Origin of the sequence: Arthrobacter sp. CAN_A6, assembly GCF_015751715.1 — a bacterium.
In the GTDB taxonomy this organism is placed as follows: domain Bacteria; phylum Actinomycetota; class Actinomycetes; order Actinomycetales; family Micrococcaceae; genus Arthrobacter_D.
In genome coordinates this window covers 60,250-75,184 of the sequence record NZ_JADOUV010000006.1, presented here as the reverse complement: position 1 = coordinate 75,184, position 14,935 = coordinate 60,250, and the positions used below count along the sequence as shown (strand labels likewise).

At 67.1% G+C, this 14,935-nt stretch carries 18 protein-coding genes and 3 tRNA genes; 5 read left to right on the top strand and 16 right to left on the bottom strand.

The features are described from left to right. The first annotated feature begins 9 nt into the window (after nt 1-9). Nucleotides 10-1,800 (top strand): glycoside hydrolase family 13 protein, encoded by a 1,791-nt coding sequence (locus IWX75_RS11325; RefSeq protein ID WP_196822357.1) that lies wholly within the window; start codon nt 10-12, stop codon nt 1,798-1,800. On the opposite strand, the gene IWX75_RS11320 is transcribed toward IWX75_RS11325, so the two are convergent. From IWX75_RS11320 to IWX75_RS11280, 9 genes are all read right to left on the bottom strand, one after another. Further along, complete coding sequence (locus IWX75_RS11320; protein WP_196822356.1) at nt 1,793-2,419, bottom strand: hypothetical protein; 627 nt, start codon at nt 2,417-2,419, stop codon at nt 1,793-1,795. The genes IWX75_RS11325 and IWX75_RS11320 overlap by 8 nt on opposite strands. Then, complete coding sequence (locus IWX75_RS11315) at nt 2,416-2,982, bottom strand: DUF6286 domain-containing protein (protein WP_334684279.1); 567 nt, start codon at nt 2,980-2,982, stop codon at nt 2,416-2,418. The genes IWX75_RS11320 and IWX75_RS11315 overlap by 4 nt, the downstream gene beginning before the upstream one ends. Nucleotides 2,983-2,999: 17 nt before the next feature. Further along, on the bottom strand, nt 3,000-3,347 hold the full coding sequence (locus IWX75_RS11310) for a hypothetical protein (RefSeq protein ID WP_196822354.1): 348 nt from the start codon (nt 3,345-3,347) through the stop codon (nt 3,000-3,002). Further along, complete coding sequence (locus IWX75_RS11305) at nt 3,344-3,535, bottom strand: DUF2273 domain-containing protein (RefSeq protein ID WP_196822353.1); 192 nt, start codon at nt 3,533-3,535, stop codon at nt 3,344-3,346. The genes IWX75_RS11310 and IWX75_RS11305 overlap by 4 nt, the downstream gene beginning before the upstream one ends. Nucleotides 3,536-3,545: 10 nt before the next feature. Next, entirely contained in the window at nt 3,546-4,016 is a 471-nt protein-coding gene (locus IWX75_RS11300; protein ID WP_196822352.1) for an Asp23/Gls24 family envelope stress response protein, read from the bottom strand. A gap of 115 nt (nt 4,017-4,131) precedes the next feature. Continuing rightward, a complete protein-coding gene (locus IWX75_RS11295; RefSeq protein WP_196822351.1) occupies nt 4,132-4,626 on the bottom strand; it encodes a hypothetical protein in 495 nt (164 codons plus the stop codon). Nucleotides 4,627-4,787: 161 nt separating this feature from the next. Further along, nucleotides 4,788-4,863, bottom strand: a tRNA-Phe gene (locus tag IWX75_RS11290). Between the two features lie 77 nt (nt 4,864-4,940). Further along, a tRNA-Asp gene (locus IWX75_RS11285) sits at nt 4,941-5,014 on the bottom strand. Nucleotides 5,015-5,102: 88 nt separating this feature from the next. Beyond that, nucleotides 5,103-5,175: transfer RNA gene (locus IWX75_RS11280), tRNA-Glu, on the bottom strand. A gap of 157 nt (nt 5,176-5,332) precedes the next feature. On the opposite strand from IWX75_RS11280, the gene IWX75_RS11275 reads away from it, so the two are divergent. After that, nucleotides 5,333-5,704, top strand: a complete 372-nt coding sequence (locus IWX75_RS11275) for a metallopeptidase family protein (RefSeq protein ID WP_049822149.1) — start codon at nt 5,333-5,335, stop codon at nt 5,702-5,704. 28 nt (nt 5,705-5,732) lie between these two features. Here the strand turns inward: IWX75_RS11275 and IWX75_RS11270 are convergent, their stop codons facing one another. Then, entirely contained in the window at nt 5,733-6,755 is a 1,023-nt protein-coding gene (locus IWX75_RS11270; protein WP_196822350.1) for a universal stress protein, read from the bottom strand. A gap of 262 nt (nt 6,756-7,017) precedes the next feature. Between IWX75_RS11270 and IWX75_RS11265 the strand changes: the two genes are divergently transcribed. After that, nucleotides 7,018-7,674, top strand: a complete 657-nt coding sequence (locus IWX75_RS11265; protein WP_334684278.1) for an FAD-dependent monooxygenase — start codon at nt 7,018-7,020, stop codon at nt 7,672-7,674. 56 nt (nt 7,675-7,730) lie between these two features. Here IWX75_RS11265 and IWX75_RS11260 read toward each other — a convergent pair whose 3' ends face one another. After that, nucleotides 7,731-8,372, bottom strand: a complete 642-nt coding sequence (locus tag IWX75_RS11260; protein WP_334684277.1) for a copper resistance CopC family protein — start codon at nt 8,370-8,372, stop codon at nt 7,731-7,733. Nucleotides 8,373-8,478: 106 nt separating this feature from the next. On the opposite strand from IWX75_RS11260, the gene IWX75_RS11255 reads away from it, so the two are divergent. Continuing rightward, nucleotides 8,479-9,930, top strand: a complete 1,452-nt coding sequence (locus IWX75_RS11255; RefSeq protein ID WP_196822348.1) for an NCS2 family permease — start codon at nt 8,479-8,481, stop codon at nt 9,928-9,930. 14 nt (nt 9,931-9,944) lie between these two features. Here IWX75_RS11255 and IWX75_RS11250 read toward each other — a convergent pair whose 3' ends face one another. After that, nucleotides 9,945-10,721: a 3-hydroxybutyrate dehydrogenase gene (locus IWX75_RS11250; RefSeq protein WP_334684276.1), complete on the bottom strand. Its 777-nt coding sequence runs from the start codon at nt 10,719-10,721 to the stop codon at nt 9,945-9,947. 99 nt (nt 10,722-10,820) lie between these two features. Here IWX75_RS11250 and IWX75_RS11245 point away from each other — a divergent pair, with 99 nt between their 5' ends. Then, complete coding sequence (locus IWX75_RS11245) at nt 10,821-11,714, top strand: LysR family transcriptional regulator (protein WP_334684275.1); 894 nt, start codon at nt 10,821-10,823, stop codon at nt 11,712-11,714. Nucleotides 11,715-11,785: 71 nt separating this feature from the next. On the opposite strand, the gene IWX75_RS11240 is transcribed toward IWX75_RS11245, so the two are convergent. The 4 genes from IWX75_RS11240 to IWX75_RS11225 form a co-directional block, all read right to left on the bottom strand. After that, nucleotides 11,786-12,598: a spermidine synthase gene (locus IWX75_RS11240; RefSeq protein WP_196822347.1), complete on the bottom strand. Its 813-nt coding sequence runs from the start codon at nt 12,596-12,598 to the stop codon at nt 11,786-11,788. Between the two features lie 197 nt (nt 12,599-12,795). Then, nucleotides 12,796-13,083, bottom strand: a complete 288-nt coding sequence (locus IWX75_RS11235; protein WP_196822346.1) for a hypothetical protein — start codon at nt 13,081-13,083, stop codon at nt 12,796-12,798. A gap of 107 nt (nt 13,084-13,190) precedes the next feature. Further along, nucleotides 13,191-13,532: a thiamine-binding protein gene (locus IWX75_RS11230; protein WP_196822345.1), complete on the bottom strand. Its 342-nt coding sequence runs from the start codon at nt 13,530-13,532 to the stop codon at nt 13,191-13,193. A 44-nt stretch (nt 13,533-13,576) separates the two neighbouring features. Continuing rightward, nucleotides 13,577-14,890, bottom strand: a complete 1,314-nt coding sequence (locus tag IWX75_RS11225) for a UDP-glucose dehydrogenase family protein (protein WP_196822478.1) — start codon at nt 14,888-14,890, stop codon at nt 13,577-13,579. Nucleotides 14,891-14,935 lie beyond the last annotated feature (45 nt).

The window sequence follows — 14,935 nt, the reverse complement described above, 5'->3', positions numbered from 1 at the left end:
GAGACCCCCATGACGAGTACCACCCCGGCTGGAACAGCGACTTCCGGTGGGACCACAGCCTCCCAGCGCCCCTGGTGGGCGGACGCCGTGATCTACCAGATCTACCCCCGCTCCTTCGCCGACGGCAACGGCGACGGCATGGGCGATCTCCCCGGAATCCGCTCCCGGCTGCCGTACCTGGCGGAACTCGGCGTCAACGCCGTCTGGCTGTCGCCCTTCTATGTGTCGCCGCAGGCCGACGCGGGCTACGACGTCGCCGACTACCGTGCAGTGGACCCCCTGTTCGGCACGCTGGCCGATTTCGATGTAATGCTGGCCGAAGCCCATTCCCTGGACCTCAAGGTGATCGTCGACCTTGTTCCCAACCACACCTCAGATGAACATGAATGGTTCCAGGCAGCACTCCCCGCGAAGCCGCACTCCGCAGAGCGCGAACGCTATATGTTCCGCGAGGGATCAGGGCCCGACGGTTCGCTGCCGCCGAACAACTGGCAGTCCATCTTCGGCGGCAACGCCTGGACGCGCGTGGAGGACGGCCAGTGGTACCTGCACCTCTTCGACACCAAGCAGCCCGACCTGAACTGGGAAAACGCCGAAGTCCGTGAGGAGATGGTGTCGGTCCTCCGGTTCTGGCTCGATCGCGGCGTCGACGGCTTCCGCATCGACGTGGCCCACGGCCTGGTGAAGGCCGAGGGCCTTCCCGACTGGTCCGAGCGCACCAGCATGGTCGAGGGCCGGGAGCACCCCACAGGGGCCGAGGACACAGGGGCCGAGGACGGCGCTGCCACAGGACTTGAGACGGAGCCCACGCCGCCGTACTTCGACCAGCCCGGTGTCCACGCCATCTACCGGGAGTGGAACAGCGTCCTCTCGGAGTACGAGGGGAACCGCATGCTGGTGGCCGAGGCGTGGGTTGAACCCGCCGAGCGGTTGTTCCACTACGTCCGGAAGGACGAGATGCAGCAGGCGTTCAACTTCGGCTTCCTGCTGGCGGGTTGGCATGCGGGCCGCCTCCAGGCGAGCATCGAGGAGTCGCTGTCGGAAGCCGGAAAAGTGGGTGCTCCCAGCACCTGGGTGCTGTCCAACCATGACACCGTCCGGCACACGAGCCGCTTCGGACTGAGCGATCCGACGACCTTCCCGAAAGGCCTCAGCGCCGATGATGAACAGCCGGACGAAGCCCTCGGGCTGGCCCGGGGCAGGGCCGCCGCCCTGGTGATGCTCGCGCTGCCGGGTTCCGCCTACCTCTACCAGGGCGACGAGTTGGGCCTCCCCGAACACACCACGCTGCCGCACTCCGTCCGTGAAGACCCGGCGTTCTTCCGTACGGGCGGGGCGGAGCGCGGCCGGGACGGTTGCCGCGTTCCACTCCCGTGGACGGCGGCGTCTCCGGGATTCGGTTTCGGAATCTACCCGGAGGGGAAGCCAGGACCGGACGACGCCGGCGTCCGTCCCTGGCTTCCCCAGCCCGAGGCATTCGCCGCCTATGCGGCCGACTGCCAGGTGGGCGTCGAAGGATCGACGTTCGAGCTGTACCGCGCGGCACTGGAGCTGCGGCGGTTGCACCGCCTCGGATCGGGAGCAGTCGAGTTCTCCGAGCTGAACGACCCGGCGCGGGGGGTGCTGTCCTTCCGCAATGGTGAGGTGCTTGTGGTGGCCAATATGGGGAAGGCACCGGTGAAACTGCCTGCCGGTCACGTCGTGCTGGTGGCCAGCACTTCCGATGCCGCTCCGGACGGCGGCGTCCTCGCTCCGGATACTTCTCTCTGGCTCATGGCGGATCGGAAGGACGCTAGCTGACCCGTTCCGGCCGCGTGAAGCGCGAGCGTGCCCCGGAGCTGATGCTGATCAGCACCGGGGTACGCCGGCCCGCCACGAGGTCCAGTGCCTCGATGAGCTCGGTCGTCACTGCAGCAATAGCGTAGGGCGACACCCCCTTGCGGGGGAAGAGCCGCACTCTCAGTGCCGGTCCTCCGTGGAAGTCCCACGTGGTGACCACGGCGTTGACCAGATCATTGCCCTCCAGCAGGGCAGCCCTCAGCGCCTGTTCGGCAGCGCCGGCGGTGAGCGTGACGGAGCCCGCGGCGCCCGCGGCGTCGCTGCCTGCAGGTCCGGGCGTGTAGGCGAAGACGCCGGTCCGGCCCCTGCCCTGTGCCGCGATCCACGCGGTCCCCAGGACCGCCACGAGCAGGAGCGCCGCTGCCAGCACGATCCACAACCAGGAGTCCTCCTGCCCGTCCAGGGTGGTTCCCTGTCGGATCCGGTCGGCCTGGAGCCCGGCCTGCAGGGTGAATTCCTGCCACGGCCCGGCGGAACCGGGGACGTATGCCAGTGCGGCACCGCAGGTTCCCGCAAGCATCAGCACCAGGCCGCAGAACCCGAGAAGAATCCGGTTGAGCGCCCGGGGCGTACTGTTCACTGTCCGATCACTCCCGACGGCGCGATCCTCACCCGCACCACCGGCAGTGGCTCCACCGACGCGTACCGCAGGTCATCCTCGACCGCGGCCTGCACGGCCGCGGCGTCGACAGGGATCCCGGATGTGGGGCGGACCTGCACCTCGGCGGTTCTCCGTCCGACCGTCACCATCACCTGCTCCGGCGCGACGCCTGCCGCGAGCCGGGCCCGCCGCGCCAGTGCGGATGCGAGCACCTCGGCGTCTACCACCACGGCTGCCCGCTCACTCGGCACCACGTAGCGGATACGCCTGCCGGGCAGCACGGCAAGGAGGAACAGGACAAGCCCGACGACGAACAGCAGGAACGAGCCCGTCCCCAGCACCGCGGGCGCGACGCCCGCGGGAAGACTGCCCAGCCAGGCCGCAGCGCTCTCGAAGTCCAGGAGGAAGGGCGGATCACCGACGGCTTTCAGAACGGCCTCCAGGAACAGCAGGGCACTTCCGAGCACGACGAGGGCTGCGGTGAGGACGGCGGGAACGGCACGGGAGGCGTGCAGTTCACGCCGCAGGATGCGCGGAGTCACCCTCGATATCCGATCCCTCACTTCACCCGCCGTTCGCGTGCCACCGACATGCCGGTGACGCGCATGTCCACCCGGCTGAGCCTGGCTCCGGTCAGCTGCTGAACCCGCATCCGGATCACTGCCTGCGCGTCCTGCGCACGGCGGGTCAGCGAGCCGCCGAAGGCTTCGACCAGCGAGGGGTCGGCAACTACTGCGGCCAGTGGAGGAATGGAAAGCGGCAGCGCGAGGTGGAGGGCCAGCAGGCCGGCTTCATCGTCGAATGAGGCCCTCACATCCCCGGCGGAGATTCCCAGTGTTTCGGCAGCCACGGCCCGTGCCGTACTGGTCAGCGCCTGCGTGGTGATCCGGGTGTGTCCTGCGATCATGAGGATGAGCGGCGTCCGGCGAGGGCATCGCGGACGCTCCGGAGATCCAGCTTGCCTTCGAGGATGCGCCCGCTGATCGCTCCGCATGCCATCAGCAGCGCGGTCAGGAGGAAACCCCAGAAACCGAAGGTAAGGGCGGCGAAGGCCAGTATCGCCCCTACTGCCATTCCAGCCTGGGTGGGTGTCATGGAGATTTCCTTACTCGATGGGAGTGCGCGCGGAAGCGCCGGGCGAGCGGCCTTTGTCCACACTGCGGATTTCGTTGCTGCGGGTGTCATTGAGGCCGGGGATGTGGACATCAGCGATTTCCACGTTGACCTCGATCACGTCAAGACCGACCAACTCCTCGACTGCCTGGCAGACCGCGGTACGTACTGAATCCGCCAGCCTGTTCAGCGGGTAACCGTAGTCAGCCACCAGACTGATATCCACTGCCACCTGGCTCTGTCCGACCTCTACCCGGACCCCCTGGCCCAGATCATTGCCGCCGACGGCGTCCCGGATGGCACCGAGCGCACGGCCGGTTCCCGCACCGAGTGCATGGACCCCCGGCACCGACCGCGCTGCGATCGCCGCGATCTTCACCGCAGCCGGGTCACCGATGACCGTGCGTCCTGCCACCCCATCCACTGATTGCCGGACCGGACTTCCGCCGTTTCGTTCATCCATCGGGTGCGCCCCTTTCTCGTGTGCCCAGCCTAAGCCCCGGCACGGGCCGCACCCGCGCATTGATGTCCCTGCGCTTCGGCACGGCGAGATGTAGGAGGCCAGGGGCCCGCCCGGCCTATTGGGACGCCTGCTCTGCGCAATGGGCGCCCAGCCAGTCCTGCACCGGCCTCAGCGCCTCGCGGAAACCCGGTTCATCGAACTCTCCCGAACCTCGGGGCGGCACCTCCACTGCTGCAGCGAGCACCGTGAAGTTCCCGTGCAGCTCCCCCGGGACCTTTTCGCGCAATTCGAGGATCTGGTTCCGCAGTGCGGCCAGTGCTGTGGGATCGGAGTGCGAGCGGAGACTCATCGGCGCGAGCAGGATCGAGGACACCCCTCCGGCCACCATCACACAGGAGTCTGCAGGGTCAGGGACCGGCGCCGATCCTGGGGCCGCGTCCACCGTTTCCGGTGCGCCGGTTCCAGCATCATCGGGCTGGACAGTGTCGAGGACGGTCGGAGGCGGCGGCATATTGATTGCCGGGGCGGAATCGCTGACCGTACCACCGCCGCAACCGGTGGCAAGCAGTACTACGGCTGCTGCGCAGACGGCAGTCGAAGGCAGTCTCAATGCGGGCCTTTCCGTGATGTGCTCCCCGGGTTCCAACGCACGGGCCGTGCAGTACTCTCCCGGCCCTCCCGCTGGCGGCCTGCACCGGGAGAACGGGAAATCTTCCGTCCCACATTAAACAAAGAAACCCCGCGCTCCCTGGGGATCAGCGGGGTGTTCAGTGGTGGCTCCGACCGGCGTCGATCCGGTGACCTTTCGATTTTCAGTCGAACGCTCTACCAACTGAGCTACAGAGCCTTGCAACCATCGTGACGATGACTGCTTCCAGCCGGGCTTAATCGTACGTCGAACCGGTACTGCCTAAGCCGCCTGAGCGACCCTGACGGGACTTGAACCCGCGACCTCCGCCGTGACAGGGCGGCGCGCTAACCAACTGCGCTACAGGGCCTAGCTTTTCTTGCACTTGCATTTTTACAAGATCTTTATCCTACCAGCATCTCTGCGGCGGATTGACCGCGAATACGGCCTGTCCTGCGTACCCCCAACGGGATTCGAACCCGTGCCGCCGCCGTGAAAGGGCGGTGTCCTAGGCCGCTAGACGATGGGGGCCTGGATCACACCGGGGTTCGAGCTACCCCCGGAAAATACTGGATCTCCGGGGAATTCTTCCCTGCTGTGGACGTCTAAAACTATAGGGCCTCGATCTCGATTACACAAAATAGCTGCTCGGAACGCCCGGTCCAGCACGGCACACTAGAATCCGAGCATGCCGATAGACATCAGCCTCGCGGAGTTCGAGGCCGCCGTCGACGACGCCATCGACGAGATCCCCGACGACCTCGCCCGGGCCATGAACAACGTGGCGATTTTCGTGGTGGAGGAGTACGAGCCTGGCCCCGGCGAAGAACCCGACACCGAACTGCTGGGGCTGTACGAGGGTACCCCCCTGACCGAACGGGACTCCTGGTGGGACGCCGGCTCCCTTCCGGACCGGATCAGCATCTTCCGACAGCCACTCCAGCGGGCTTGTTCGACGCGCGAGGAACTGGTTGAGGAGATCCTCGTGACCGTGATCCACGAGGTGGCGCACCACTTCGGCATCGACGACGACCGCCTCCATGAACTGGGGTGGGGCTGAACCGCGGTTCGGCCTTCCGGCAAACCACCTACCCCACGGGGGGAATCATCGGCCCGAAGGATTCGCGGTCCTGCAGTCGCGGATCGTCGCGGTCGGGCACCACCAGCACCGGGCCTTTGGCATGGTGCAGCACCGCCTGGCTGGTGGAGCCCATCAGCATCCCCGTGAAGCCGCCCCGTCCCCGCGTGCCGAGGACCAGGAGTTCCGAGGTCGCCGAGGCCTTGATCAGGACTTCGGCCGGCGGGCCGTCCCTCAACTCCACGGTGATCGGCAGATCCGGGAAGTGGCTCTGGAGCCAGTCCCTGCCGGCGTTGAGCTGGACGGTGATGTCCGCGTGCAACGCTTCACGATCCAGCGGTGCGGGTACCCAGGCAAGCGAACCGTTGAAAGGTGCCAGCGAACAGACCACGCGAAGCGCCAGCCCGCGTGACTGCGCCTCCTCGGCGGCCGCGAGCGACGCCGTGCGCGCATGCTCGGAGCCGTCGACACCCACGACGACGACGGGCTCCACACCCTCCTTCGACGGCACGGTTCCGCTCTTGCGGTGTTTCTCGGCGAGTTCCGGACGGCCCAGTCGGGGAGAGCTGCAGAGCGGGACGATGACCGTGGGACATTTCGCGTGCGCCGGCAGCGCACTGCTGACCGATCCCAGCAACCGGCCGACGAATCCTCCGCGTCCCCGCGACCCCACCACCACGAGCTCGGCCTCTTCAGAAAGATCGAGGAGAACCCCTGCCGCATCCCCGGTCTCGATCCGCGGAACAACCTCGACGCGTAGATCCTCGAGGTGGGTCAGCGACTCGTCGAGGACGCTGCGCGCACCTTCGCGGATCACGGCGTCGTCGACCGTCGCGTACCCGGCGTCCATGCTGGAAGCCGCGAAGACCGGGATGGTGTAGGCGGTGACCACATGAAGCGGCACATTACGCCGCTCGGCCTCGCGTGCGGCCCACAGCAGGGCGCATACGCTCTGGTCGGAGCCGTCGACCCCCACCACGATGCCATGCCTTCCAGGGGCCTGGAACGAATCCCCTACGTGTGAATTGCCCACGGCAAACCTCCTTTGGTTCCGCGTCCCTGACCGGGTCGCGGTCACGGGTGTTCTAGTTGTAGCCTACTCAGAATCCGCGGTCTATCCACGGTGCAGAAAGTTATATAGGCTTCGAGCAATTGTCGTGGAGCGCAGCCACCCGAAAGGGGGGCCGGCTTCGCACGCAATGCTCCTGGTTGACCCGTTCGCAGCCAGGAGTCCGTACGGTCCGGAAGAGGCGCCGGACCGTACGGAACTATCCTTCTCACCGGAGGTATCAATAGTGACTTCTCTGCCGCTTGAATCGGTCCGCGCAGCGTCCAGCGCGTGTGCCCACGCGGAACTGACCACCACCGTGGTCATCGGCGCAGGCCTTTCCGGCCTTGCGGTAGCGAGTGAACTGAGCCGCCGGGGAATCGACTCCATCGTTGTCGAGAGCCTCGAGTGCCTCGATTCCGGAGCCTGCCGAACCGTGATGACCGATTCCGTGTCACTCTCGGAGCGCTCCGAACTGATGCGCCTGCTTCGGGGCTATGCCTCGAGTCATCGGCTCGATGTCCGGCACTCCACGATCGCGGAACACCTGAGCATCATCGGCCATTCGAAGATCCTGCCGGAGGACCGCGTGCCCGTGTCGAAGAAGTGGGCGGTGCAGACGGCCGACGGCGTGCTGCTCGCCGACCACGTGGTGCTCACCAAGTATCCGCAGAACCAGCTGCGGCGGTTACTTCGCTCCATGGGCATCGCCATCGGAAGCGACTTCAAAGCCGCACTCCGGGCGATCGGACTTCACCTGGTGGGCGTGGGTGAACTGCTGACCCCTACCACCCGCGAGATCGTGCGGCAGGCGAAGCTCGTCAGTGATGCCATCGTGGCGGGCTCTCGGGCCCTCGCCCAGTTTCCGCCCGCGCTCCCCGCAGTCTCACCGCTACGCGCCTGACGCCGCAGCACCGCCGGCACCCTTCTGTCCGCGCGGAGTTGAAGCGCACTGGTTCCTCAGCGGCTCAGGCGCCTGCGCGCCGTGATCCCCAGCCCGACGGCGAGGGCCAGAAGTACCGCGATCATGACGATGATGCTCCAGGGAAAATCACTGACGCCCGCGGCCTCCGTGTCCGGTGCGTCCGCTTCAGCCGTCTCGAGGGGAACACCGGTGGTTGCCGCATCGGGTGCTACTGCCTCGTCCGGCTCTGCTGCACCGGGCGCCGCTGCTGCCGCTCCTGAGGCGGCGGTGAAGGTGAAGGATCCCTCGATCGGGTGCGAGTCGGAGGACACCACCCGCCAGTTGACCGTGTACTCGCCCGCCGGCGCCCCCGGACGCACCGCCTGCTGCGCCGAGGCGTTCACGATCTGCGGTGCGCCTTCCGCCCAGTCCGTACCGGAGTCGTCGAGGATCTGCATCTCCGCGCCGATGCCCGACGGCACCTGGGAGAACATCAGCTCCACCGTGGCGGGCAGAACGTCCACTGCGCCGCCTGCCGGCGGATTGCTGCCGGAGAGCTCGTCGTGGGCCGACGCGGGTGCGGCGGTGAGCAGCGACAGCAGCATCGCGGCCATTGCAGCGAGGACCAGTGCGGCGTTCCGCAGGGCGGGCGTGGGACGGATCGAGCGGGCGACGGGCGGGAAGGACATGAGGGGCATCGTCCAAGCCTATCGGTCGGAACTGGCATGGAGCTGGGTAACAAGCCGGTAATCACGCCGCGATAGGATTTCGAGCAAGCGCCCCACCTCTTTCGAAGGACCCATCATGCTCAAACAAGGCTCCGTGCTGGATCGCTACTTCGAAATCACCGAACGGGGATCCACCTCTTCACGGGAGATCCGCGGAGGGGTGGCCACGTTCTTCGCCATGAGCTACATCGTGGTGCTGAACCCGCTGATCCTCGCGGGAGCCGACTCCTCGGGCGCGGAGCTCGGATTCGAACGCGTTGCCGCTGTCACAGCCCTCGTGGCGGGCATCCTGACCATCGTCATGGGAGCGTGGGCCAAGTACCCCTTCGCCCTGGCGACCGGCCTGGGGGTGAACGCGTTCGTGGCCATCACCGTCGCCACGAACCCGGGGCTCACCTGGCCGGACATCATGGGCCTTGTCATGCTCGCGGGCCTCACCATGCTGGTGCTGGTGCTGACCGGGTTCCGGACGGCAGTCTTCAACGCGGTGCCCGAAAGCCTGAAGACCGCGATCGTGGTGGGCATCGGGCTCTTCATCGCCCTGATCGGCCTCGTGAATGCCGGCTTCGTGCGCCGCATCCCCGACGTCGCGGGAACCACCGTTCCGGTGGGCCTCGGCTTCGAGGGCGTCCTCATCGGGTGGCCGACGCTCGTCTTCGTCGTCGGCCTGATCCTCACCATTGCACTCGTGGTCCGTCGCGTCCGCGGGGCCATCCTCATCGGAGTGCTCGCCGCAACGATCCTCGCCGTCGTCATCGAGGCCGTGGCCAACGTGGGCCCCAGCTTCATCCCGGGCGAGGATCCGAACCCCCAGGGCTGGTCACTCGTGGTGCCGGAACTGCCCACCGGAGCATGGGTGAGCCTTCCTGACCTCAGCCTGATCGGGAACGTGAGCCTGTTCGGCGCCTTCGGCCGCCTCGGCGCCACCGCCGCGATTCTCCTCACCTTCACCATTCTGCTGAGCATCTTCTTCGACGCGATGGGGACGATGGTGGGCCTCGCGAATGAAGCGAAGCTCGTGGATAAGAAGGGCAACATTCCCGGAGTGGACCGCGTGCTGATCGTCGATGCCCTCGGCGCTGTTGCCGGTGGTGCGGGTTCCGTGTCATCGAACCAGATCTACGTCGAATCGGGCGCGGGCATCGGCGAGGGCGCGCGGACCGGCCTCGCCAACGTGGTGACCGGTGTCCTGTTCCTGCTCGCGATGTTCATCACGCCACTGATCAGCCTGGTGCCGTTCGAAGCGGTGGCGCCCGCGCTGGTCGTCGTCGGGTTCATGATGGTGGCACAGGTGGGCCGCATCAATTTCGACGACTGGGGCATCGCCATCCCGGCATTCCTGACGTTCACGCTGATGCCGTTCACCTACTCGATCGCGAACGGACTGGGGGCAGGTTTCATCGCCTTCGTGCTGATCCGTGCCATCCAGGGGCGCGGGCGCGAGGTGCACCCGCTGATGTGGGTCGTCGCCGGAGCGTTCGTGGTGTTCTTCGGCATCGGTCCGATCGAGCAGATACTCGGAATCTAGCCGGACAGACGGCCCTACCGCGCGGACCAGCCGCCGTCCATGACGTAGGAGGAGCCGGTGACCATGCCGGCGTCGTGGTCGGCGAGCCACGAAACGAGCGAGGCCACTTCGGCCGGCTCGACGAGCCGCTTGATGGCCGACTCCGTGAGCAGAATCTTGGACAGCACCTCGTCCTCGGTGATGCCGTGGAGCCGCGCCTGGTCGGCGAGCTGGTTCTCCACGAGCGGAGTGCGCACGTAGCCCGGGTTCACGCAGTTGCTGGTGACGCCATGGGCACCGCCCTCCAGTGCCGTGACCTTCGACAGCCCCTCCAGCCCGTGCTTCGCTGCCACATAGGCCGATTTGTAGGGAGAGGCCCGCAGCCCATGGACCGATGACACGTTGATGATGCGGCCGAAATCCTTCGCGTACATGGCTGGCAGGCACGCACGGATCAGGAGGAACGGCGCCTCGAGCATCAGGGCGAGGATGCGCCGGAAAGCCTCGGGATCGAACTCCTCGATGGGGCTGATGGTCTGGATTCCGGCGTTGTTGACCAGGATGTCGGCGTCGAGGCTGAGGATCTCGAGCGACCGCGTGTCCAGGAGGTCCACGGCCCATGCTTCGCCGTTCACCTCTGCGGCGAGCGCCTTCGCGCCGTCGGCATCGCGGTCGGCCACGACGACGACGGCGCCGCGGGCTGCGAGCGCGCGCACGCACGCGGCGCCGATGCCGCTGGCACCCCCGGTCACGATCGCACGCCGGCCCTCGAGGGACTTTCCGTGCTGGGGTGGGTTGGGCATGGTGCTCATGGGAGTCTCCTCGGTCGGCGCTGACCTATCGAGTATTCGTGCCGGTTCCGGCGGCCAGCAATAGCCAAATCAGCAGGAGCGGTCTGCGATACTGCAGAAGTGCCACTCCCCGATCCGCAGGATCTTTTGATCCTGCTCGCCGTCTCCAACTCCGGACGGTTCACCTCCGCAGCCGATTCACTCGGCCTGAACCACACCACGGTGTCCCGACGCATCGCCGCCCTCGAGAAGTCCCTGGGCGGGCACGTCCTGCTGCGTTCGAGTGGAGGCTGGGAGCTGACCGACCTCGGACGACGAGCCGTCCGTGCGGCCGAGGGTGTCGCCGAGGCCGTCGCGCAGTTGGCGGACGACGACGGCGGCGCCCTCACCGGCGTCGTGCGGATGAGCGCGACCGACGGTTTCAGTGCCTACATCGCGGCTCCCGCCTTCGCCCGGCTGCGCGCGGCGAACCCCGGGCTGAGTATCGAGATCGTCGCCGCGACGCGTCGTGCCTCACAGACGCGGAGCGGACTCGACCTCGAGGTGGTAGTTGGGGAACCCCAGGTGCACCGGGCCGAAGCAGTGCGCCTGGGCGCCTACGTACTGGGGCTCTACGGAGCGCGGTCCTACCTGGAGGAGCACGGGCGGCCGACGTCGGTCGATGAAGTGCTGGCACATCCGCTGGTGTACTTCATCGATTCCATGCTTCAGGTGGACAGCCTTGACGCTCCGCGGCGGCTCCTGCCGTCGATGCGGGACTCGCTCAGCTCCACCAACGTCTTCGTGCACGTGGAAGCCACACGGGCCGGCGCGGGCCTGGGCCTCCTGCCCTGCTTCATGGCGGACCGACACCCGGACCTGGTGCGGCTCCTGCCGGAGGACATTGCGGAGAAGCTGGACTACTGGCTCGTCGCACGGCCGGACTCGCTGCGCCAGCCTGCCGTGGCCGCCGTCGTGCGTGCCCTGCGGCAGGCGACGGCGAGGTTCGAGCCGGAGCTGCTGGGTCGGGGCTAGCTGCGGAGAAAGATCGGGCTATGTGGCGCACATTCCCGGTAGGCCCGGGTTGAACGCAACCAGCCGGCGGGTCAGTCCCTCAGCACCTGTGCACCGGCCGCGAACTTCCGCGCCTGCGCGTCCTGCCACAGGTGCGCCGGCACGCCGCCACCGAGCAGCTCCCGCGCGAGGGAGGGGCTGTCACCCAGCGGAGCGTCGCTTCCCGCGATGATGACGTTGCCGTGCCTGCGGCCCTTGAGCATCGCCGGGTCCGCAATGATGACCAGGTGCTGGAAGAGTGAGCCGATGGTCGCCGCCTCCCGCCGCGCCATCTTGAGATCGGGACGATCGCCGCAATTGACCAGGTACACGCCGTCGGGCGCCAGCACGTCCTTGGCTTCCTGGGTGAACTCGACGGTGGTGAGGGCCTGAGGAGTGAGGCTTCCCGCGAAGACGTCGCGGATCACCAGGTCGCGGCTCGATGCGCTCAGCGATTGCGTGACCTCGCGCGCCTCCCCCACGCGGATGCGCACCAGCGGCGCCCGCGGGAGATCGAACCATTCGCGCACCAGTTCGGCCAGCCTGCCGTCGAGTTCGACCACCACCTGGCGTGCATTAGGATGCGCAGCGGCGAAGTAACGCGCAAGGGTGCAGGCTCCCCCGCCGAGGTGGAGGACGCGGAGCTTTGCCTGCGCCTCCCAGCGGGCATCGACCAGCGAGGCGGTCCAGCGCATGTACTCGAAGTCGAGGCGGAGCGGATCGGTGAGGTCGATATGCGAGCTCGGCACGCCATTTATCCGCAGCACCCACCCGTTGGAGTTGTACGGATCCGGCTCCAGCTCACAGGTTCCGGTGTCGATCGGGAACTCCCCGTACACCGGCTGCGGCGCCGCGGCGCGGGCCATCAGTGACTCCTCCGGATTCCATGGCAGGCAACAACGACGGACCGGGGAGTTAACGGAGGCATGCCGCAATGCTACTGGCGGTGCATCCGGAACATCGGCCGGAAGTGCCAGGTGGGACCGCACAGCATCGTCGTACCGTCGGGGATGAAACCGTTGCGTGCGTAGAGACGCTCGGCCCTCGGGTTGCCCTCGAGGATCTAGAGGTACGCCGGTTCTTCACCGATGGCGGTGGCGAGCAGGCGCTGCCCCAGCCCGGACCCGTGCGTCCGGTTCACCGTATAGATATGGTGCAGCTCGAAGTCCGGGCGGTCGGCATCCCGGCCCGGCCCCGACGTCGCAATGGCCACCGGAGCGCCGTCGCCGTCGAACGCGAGCCAGCTCCGCGCTCCTCCCGGCGTACCTGCGGCGTCCTCGAGCATTCCGCGGCGCCGCTTGATCAGAGTGGGCAGGTCGGCGTCGTAATGCTCATGGAACTCGCGCGGCATGATGTGCGCATATGTCTCGTGCAGCGCCGCGACGTGGGTGCGGGCGTAAACCTCGGCGTCGTCAACGGTTGCGGCCCGGATGAGGCACTGCTGCGTGAGGTGCTGCGTCAGGAGTGCCCCTCGTACTGTTCCTGCTCCGCGATGGCCGCTTCCATCCGCTCGACCTTCCCGGTCAGTTCCTCGGAGTAGCCGGGCCGGATGTCGGCCTTCAGCACCAGCGAGACGCGGCTGCCGTAGCGGCCGACCGCCTCGGTGGCGTGCTTCACCACCGCCATCACCTCGTCCCACTCCCCCTCGATGGTGGTGAACATGGAATCCGTGGAGTTGGGAAGACCCGATTTCCGCACGACGGCGACGGCGGCCGCCACGGCGTCGTGCACCGACCCCTCGGGGTTCTCACGGGACAGGTCGGAGGTACCGGACGGGGCAATCGAAAAGGCTACGAGCATGAGCCCAGTCTGGCATGCGGCGGACGCCCTGGGCTATGTATTGGCTATGGCCGTCCGATGCCCTGATAATTCCAGCCGGCGCTCCGCCACTGTGCAGCATCCAGCACGTTGCGGCCGTCCAGGATGTTCCGGTGCCGCACGACGGCTCCGGCGGCAGTGGGCGAAAGCTCCCGATATTCGTCCCATTCGGTGAGCAGCAGCAGGGCATCGGCCTTTTCCAGGGCTGCGTCGAGGTCGGGCTCGAAGGTCAGTTCGGGGAAACGGCCACGGGCATTGCTGAGCGCCTGGGGATCGGTCACGGTCACATCCGCTCCCTGCAGCTGCAGCTGGGCGGCGATGCTCAGCGCCGGGGAGTCCCGGACGTCGTCGCTGTCGGGTTTGAAGGCGGCACCGAGGACGGTGATGCGTTTACCCAGAAGGGAACCGCCCACCAGCGTACGGGTCAGCTCCACGACGCGGATCCGACGGCGGACGTTGATGTCGTCCACCTCGCGCAGGAACGTAAGCGCCTGGTCGGCCCCGAGTTCTCCGGCGCGGGCCATGAAGGCGCGGATGTCCTTCGGAAGACAGCCACCGCCGAAGCCGATGCCGGCGTTGAGGAACTTCCTTCCGATGCGCTCGTCCGCACCGATGGCGTCGGCAAGCAGGGTGACATCGGCTCCCGCGGCGTCGCACACCTCGGCCATGGCGTTGATGAAGGAGATCTTGGTGGCCAGGAACGAGTTGGCTGCGGTTTTCACCAATTCGGCAGTGGCATAGTCCGTGATGAAGCGTTGCGTGCCTTCCGCCAGCGCCGCCGCGTAGACGCCGTCGAGCATGGCGGCGGCCCCGGCCCCGGCGTCGCCCGACGGCACGCCGTACACGAAGCGGTCGGGGTGGAGCGTGTCCTTGACGGCGAAGCCCTCGCGCAGGAATTCGGGATTCCAGGCGAGTACCGCGTCCGGATGACGCTCCTGGAGACGCTCAGCCAGCCGGGCGGCAGTGCCGACGGGCACCGTGGATTTCCCCACGATCACGTTTCCGGGCTCCACCGAGTCGAGCAGCCCGGAAAAGGCAGCATCGAGGTGGCGCAGGTCAGCGGCATACTCGCCTTTCCGCTGCGGAGTACCCACGCACAGGAAGTGGACCTGCGCCCCCTTGATATCGGACGGATTCGAGCTGAACTTCAACCGCCCCGAGACAAGGACTTCCTCCAGCAGCTCGGCCAGCCCCGGTTCGAAGAAGGGCGCACGCCCCTCCTGCAACTCGGCGATCCTGCGTTCATCGACGTCGACCCCCACCACTTCATGGCCGAGCTTCGCCATGCAGGCTGCATGCACTGCCCCGAGGTAACCGCAGCCGATCACGGAGATGCGCATCGGGGTCGGTCCTGGCGTTTGAATAGCTTTCATGTCCGATTCTAG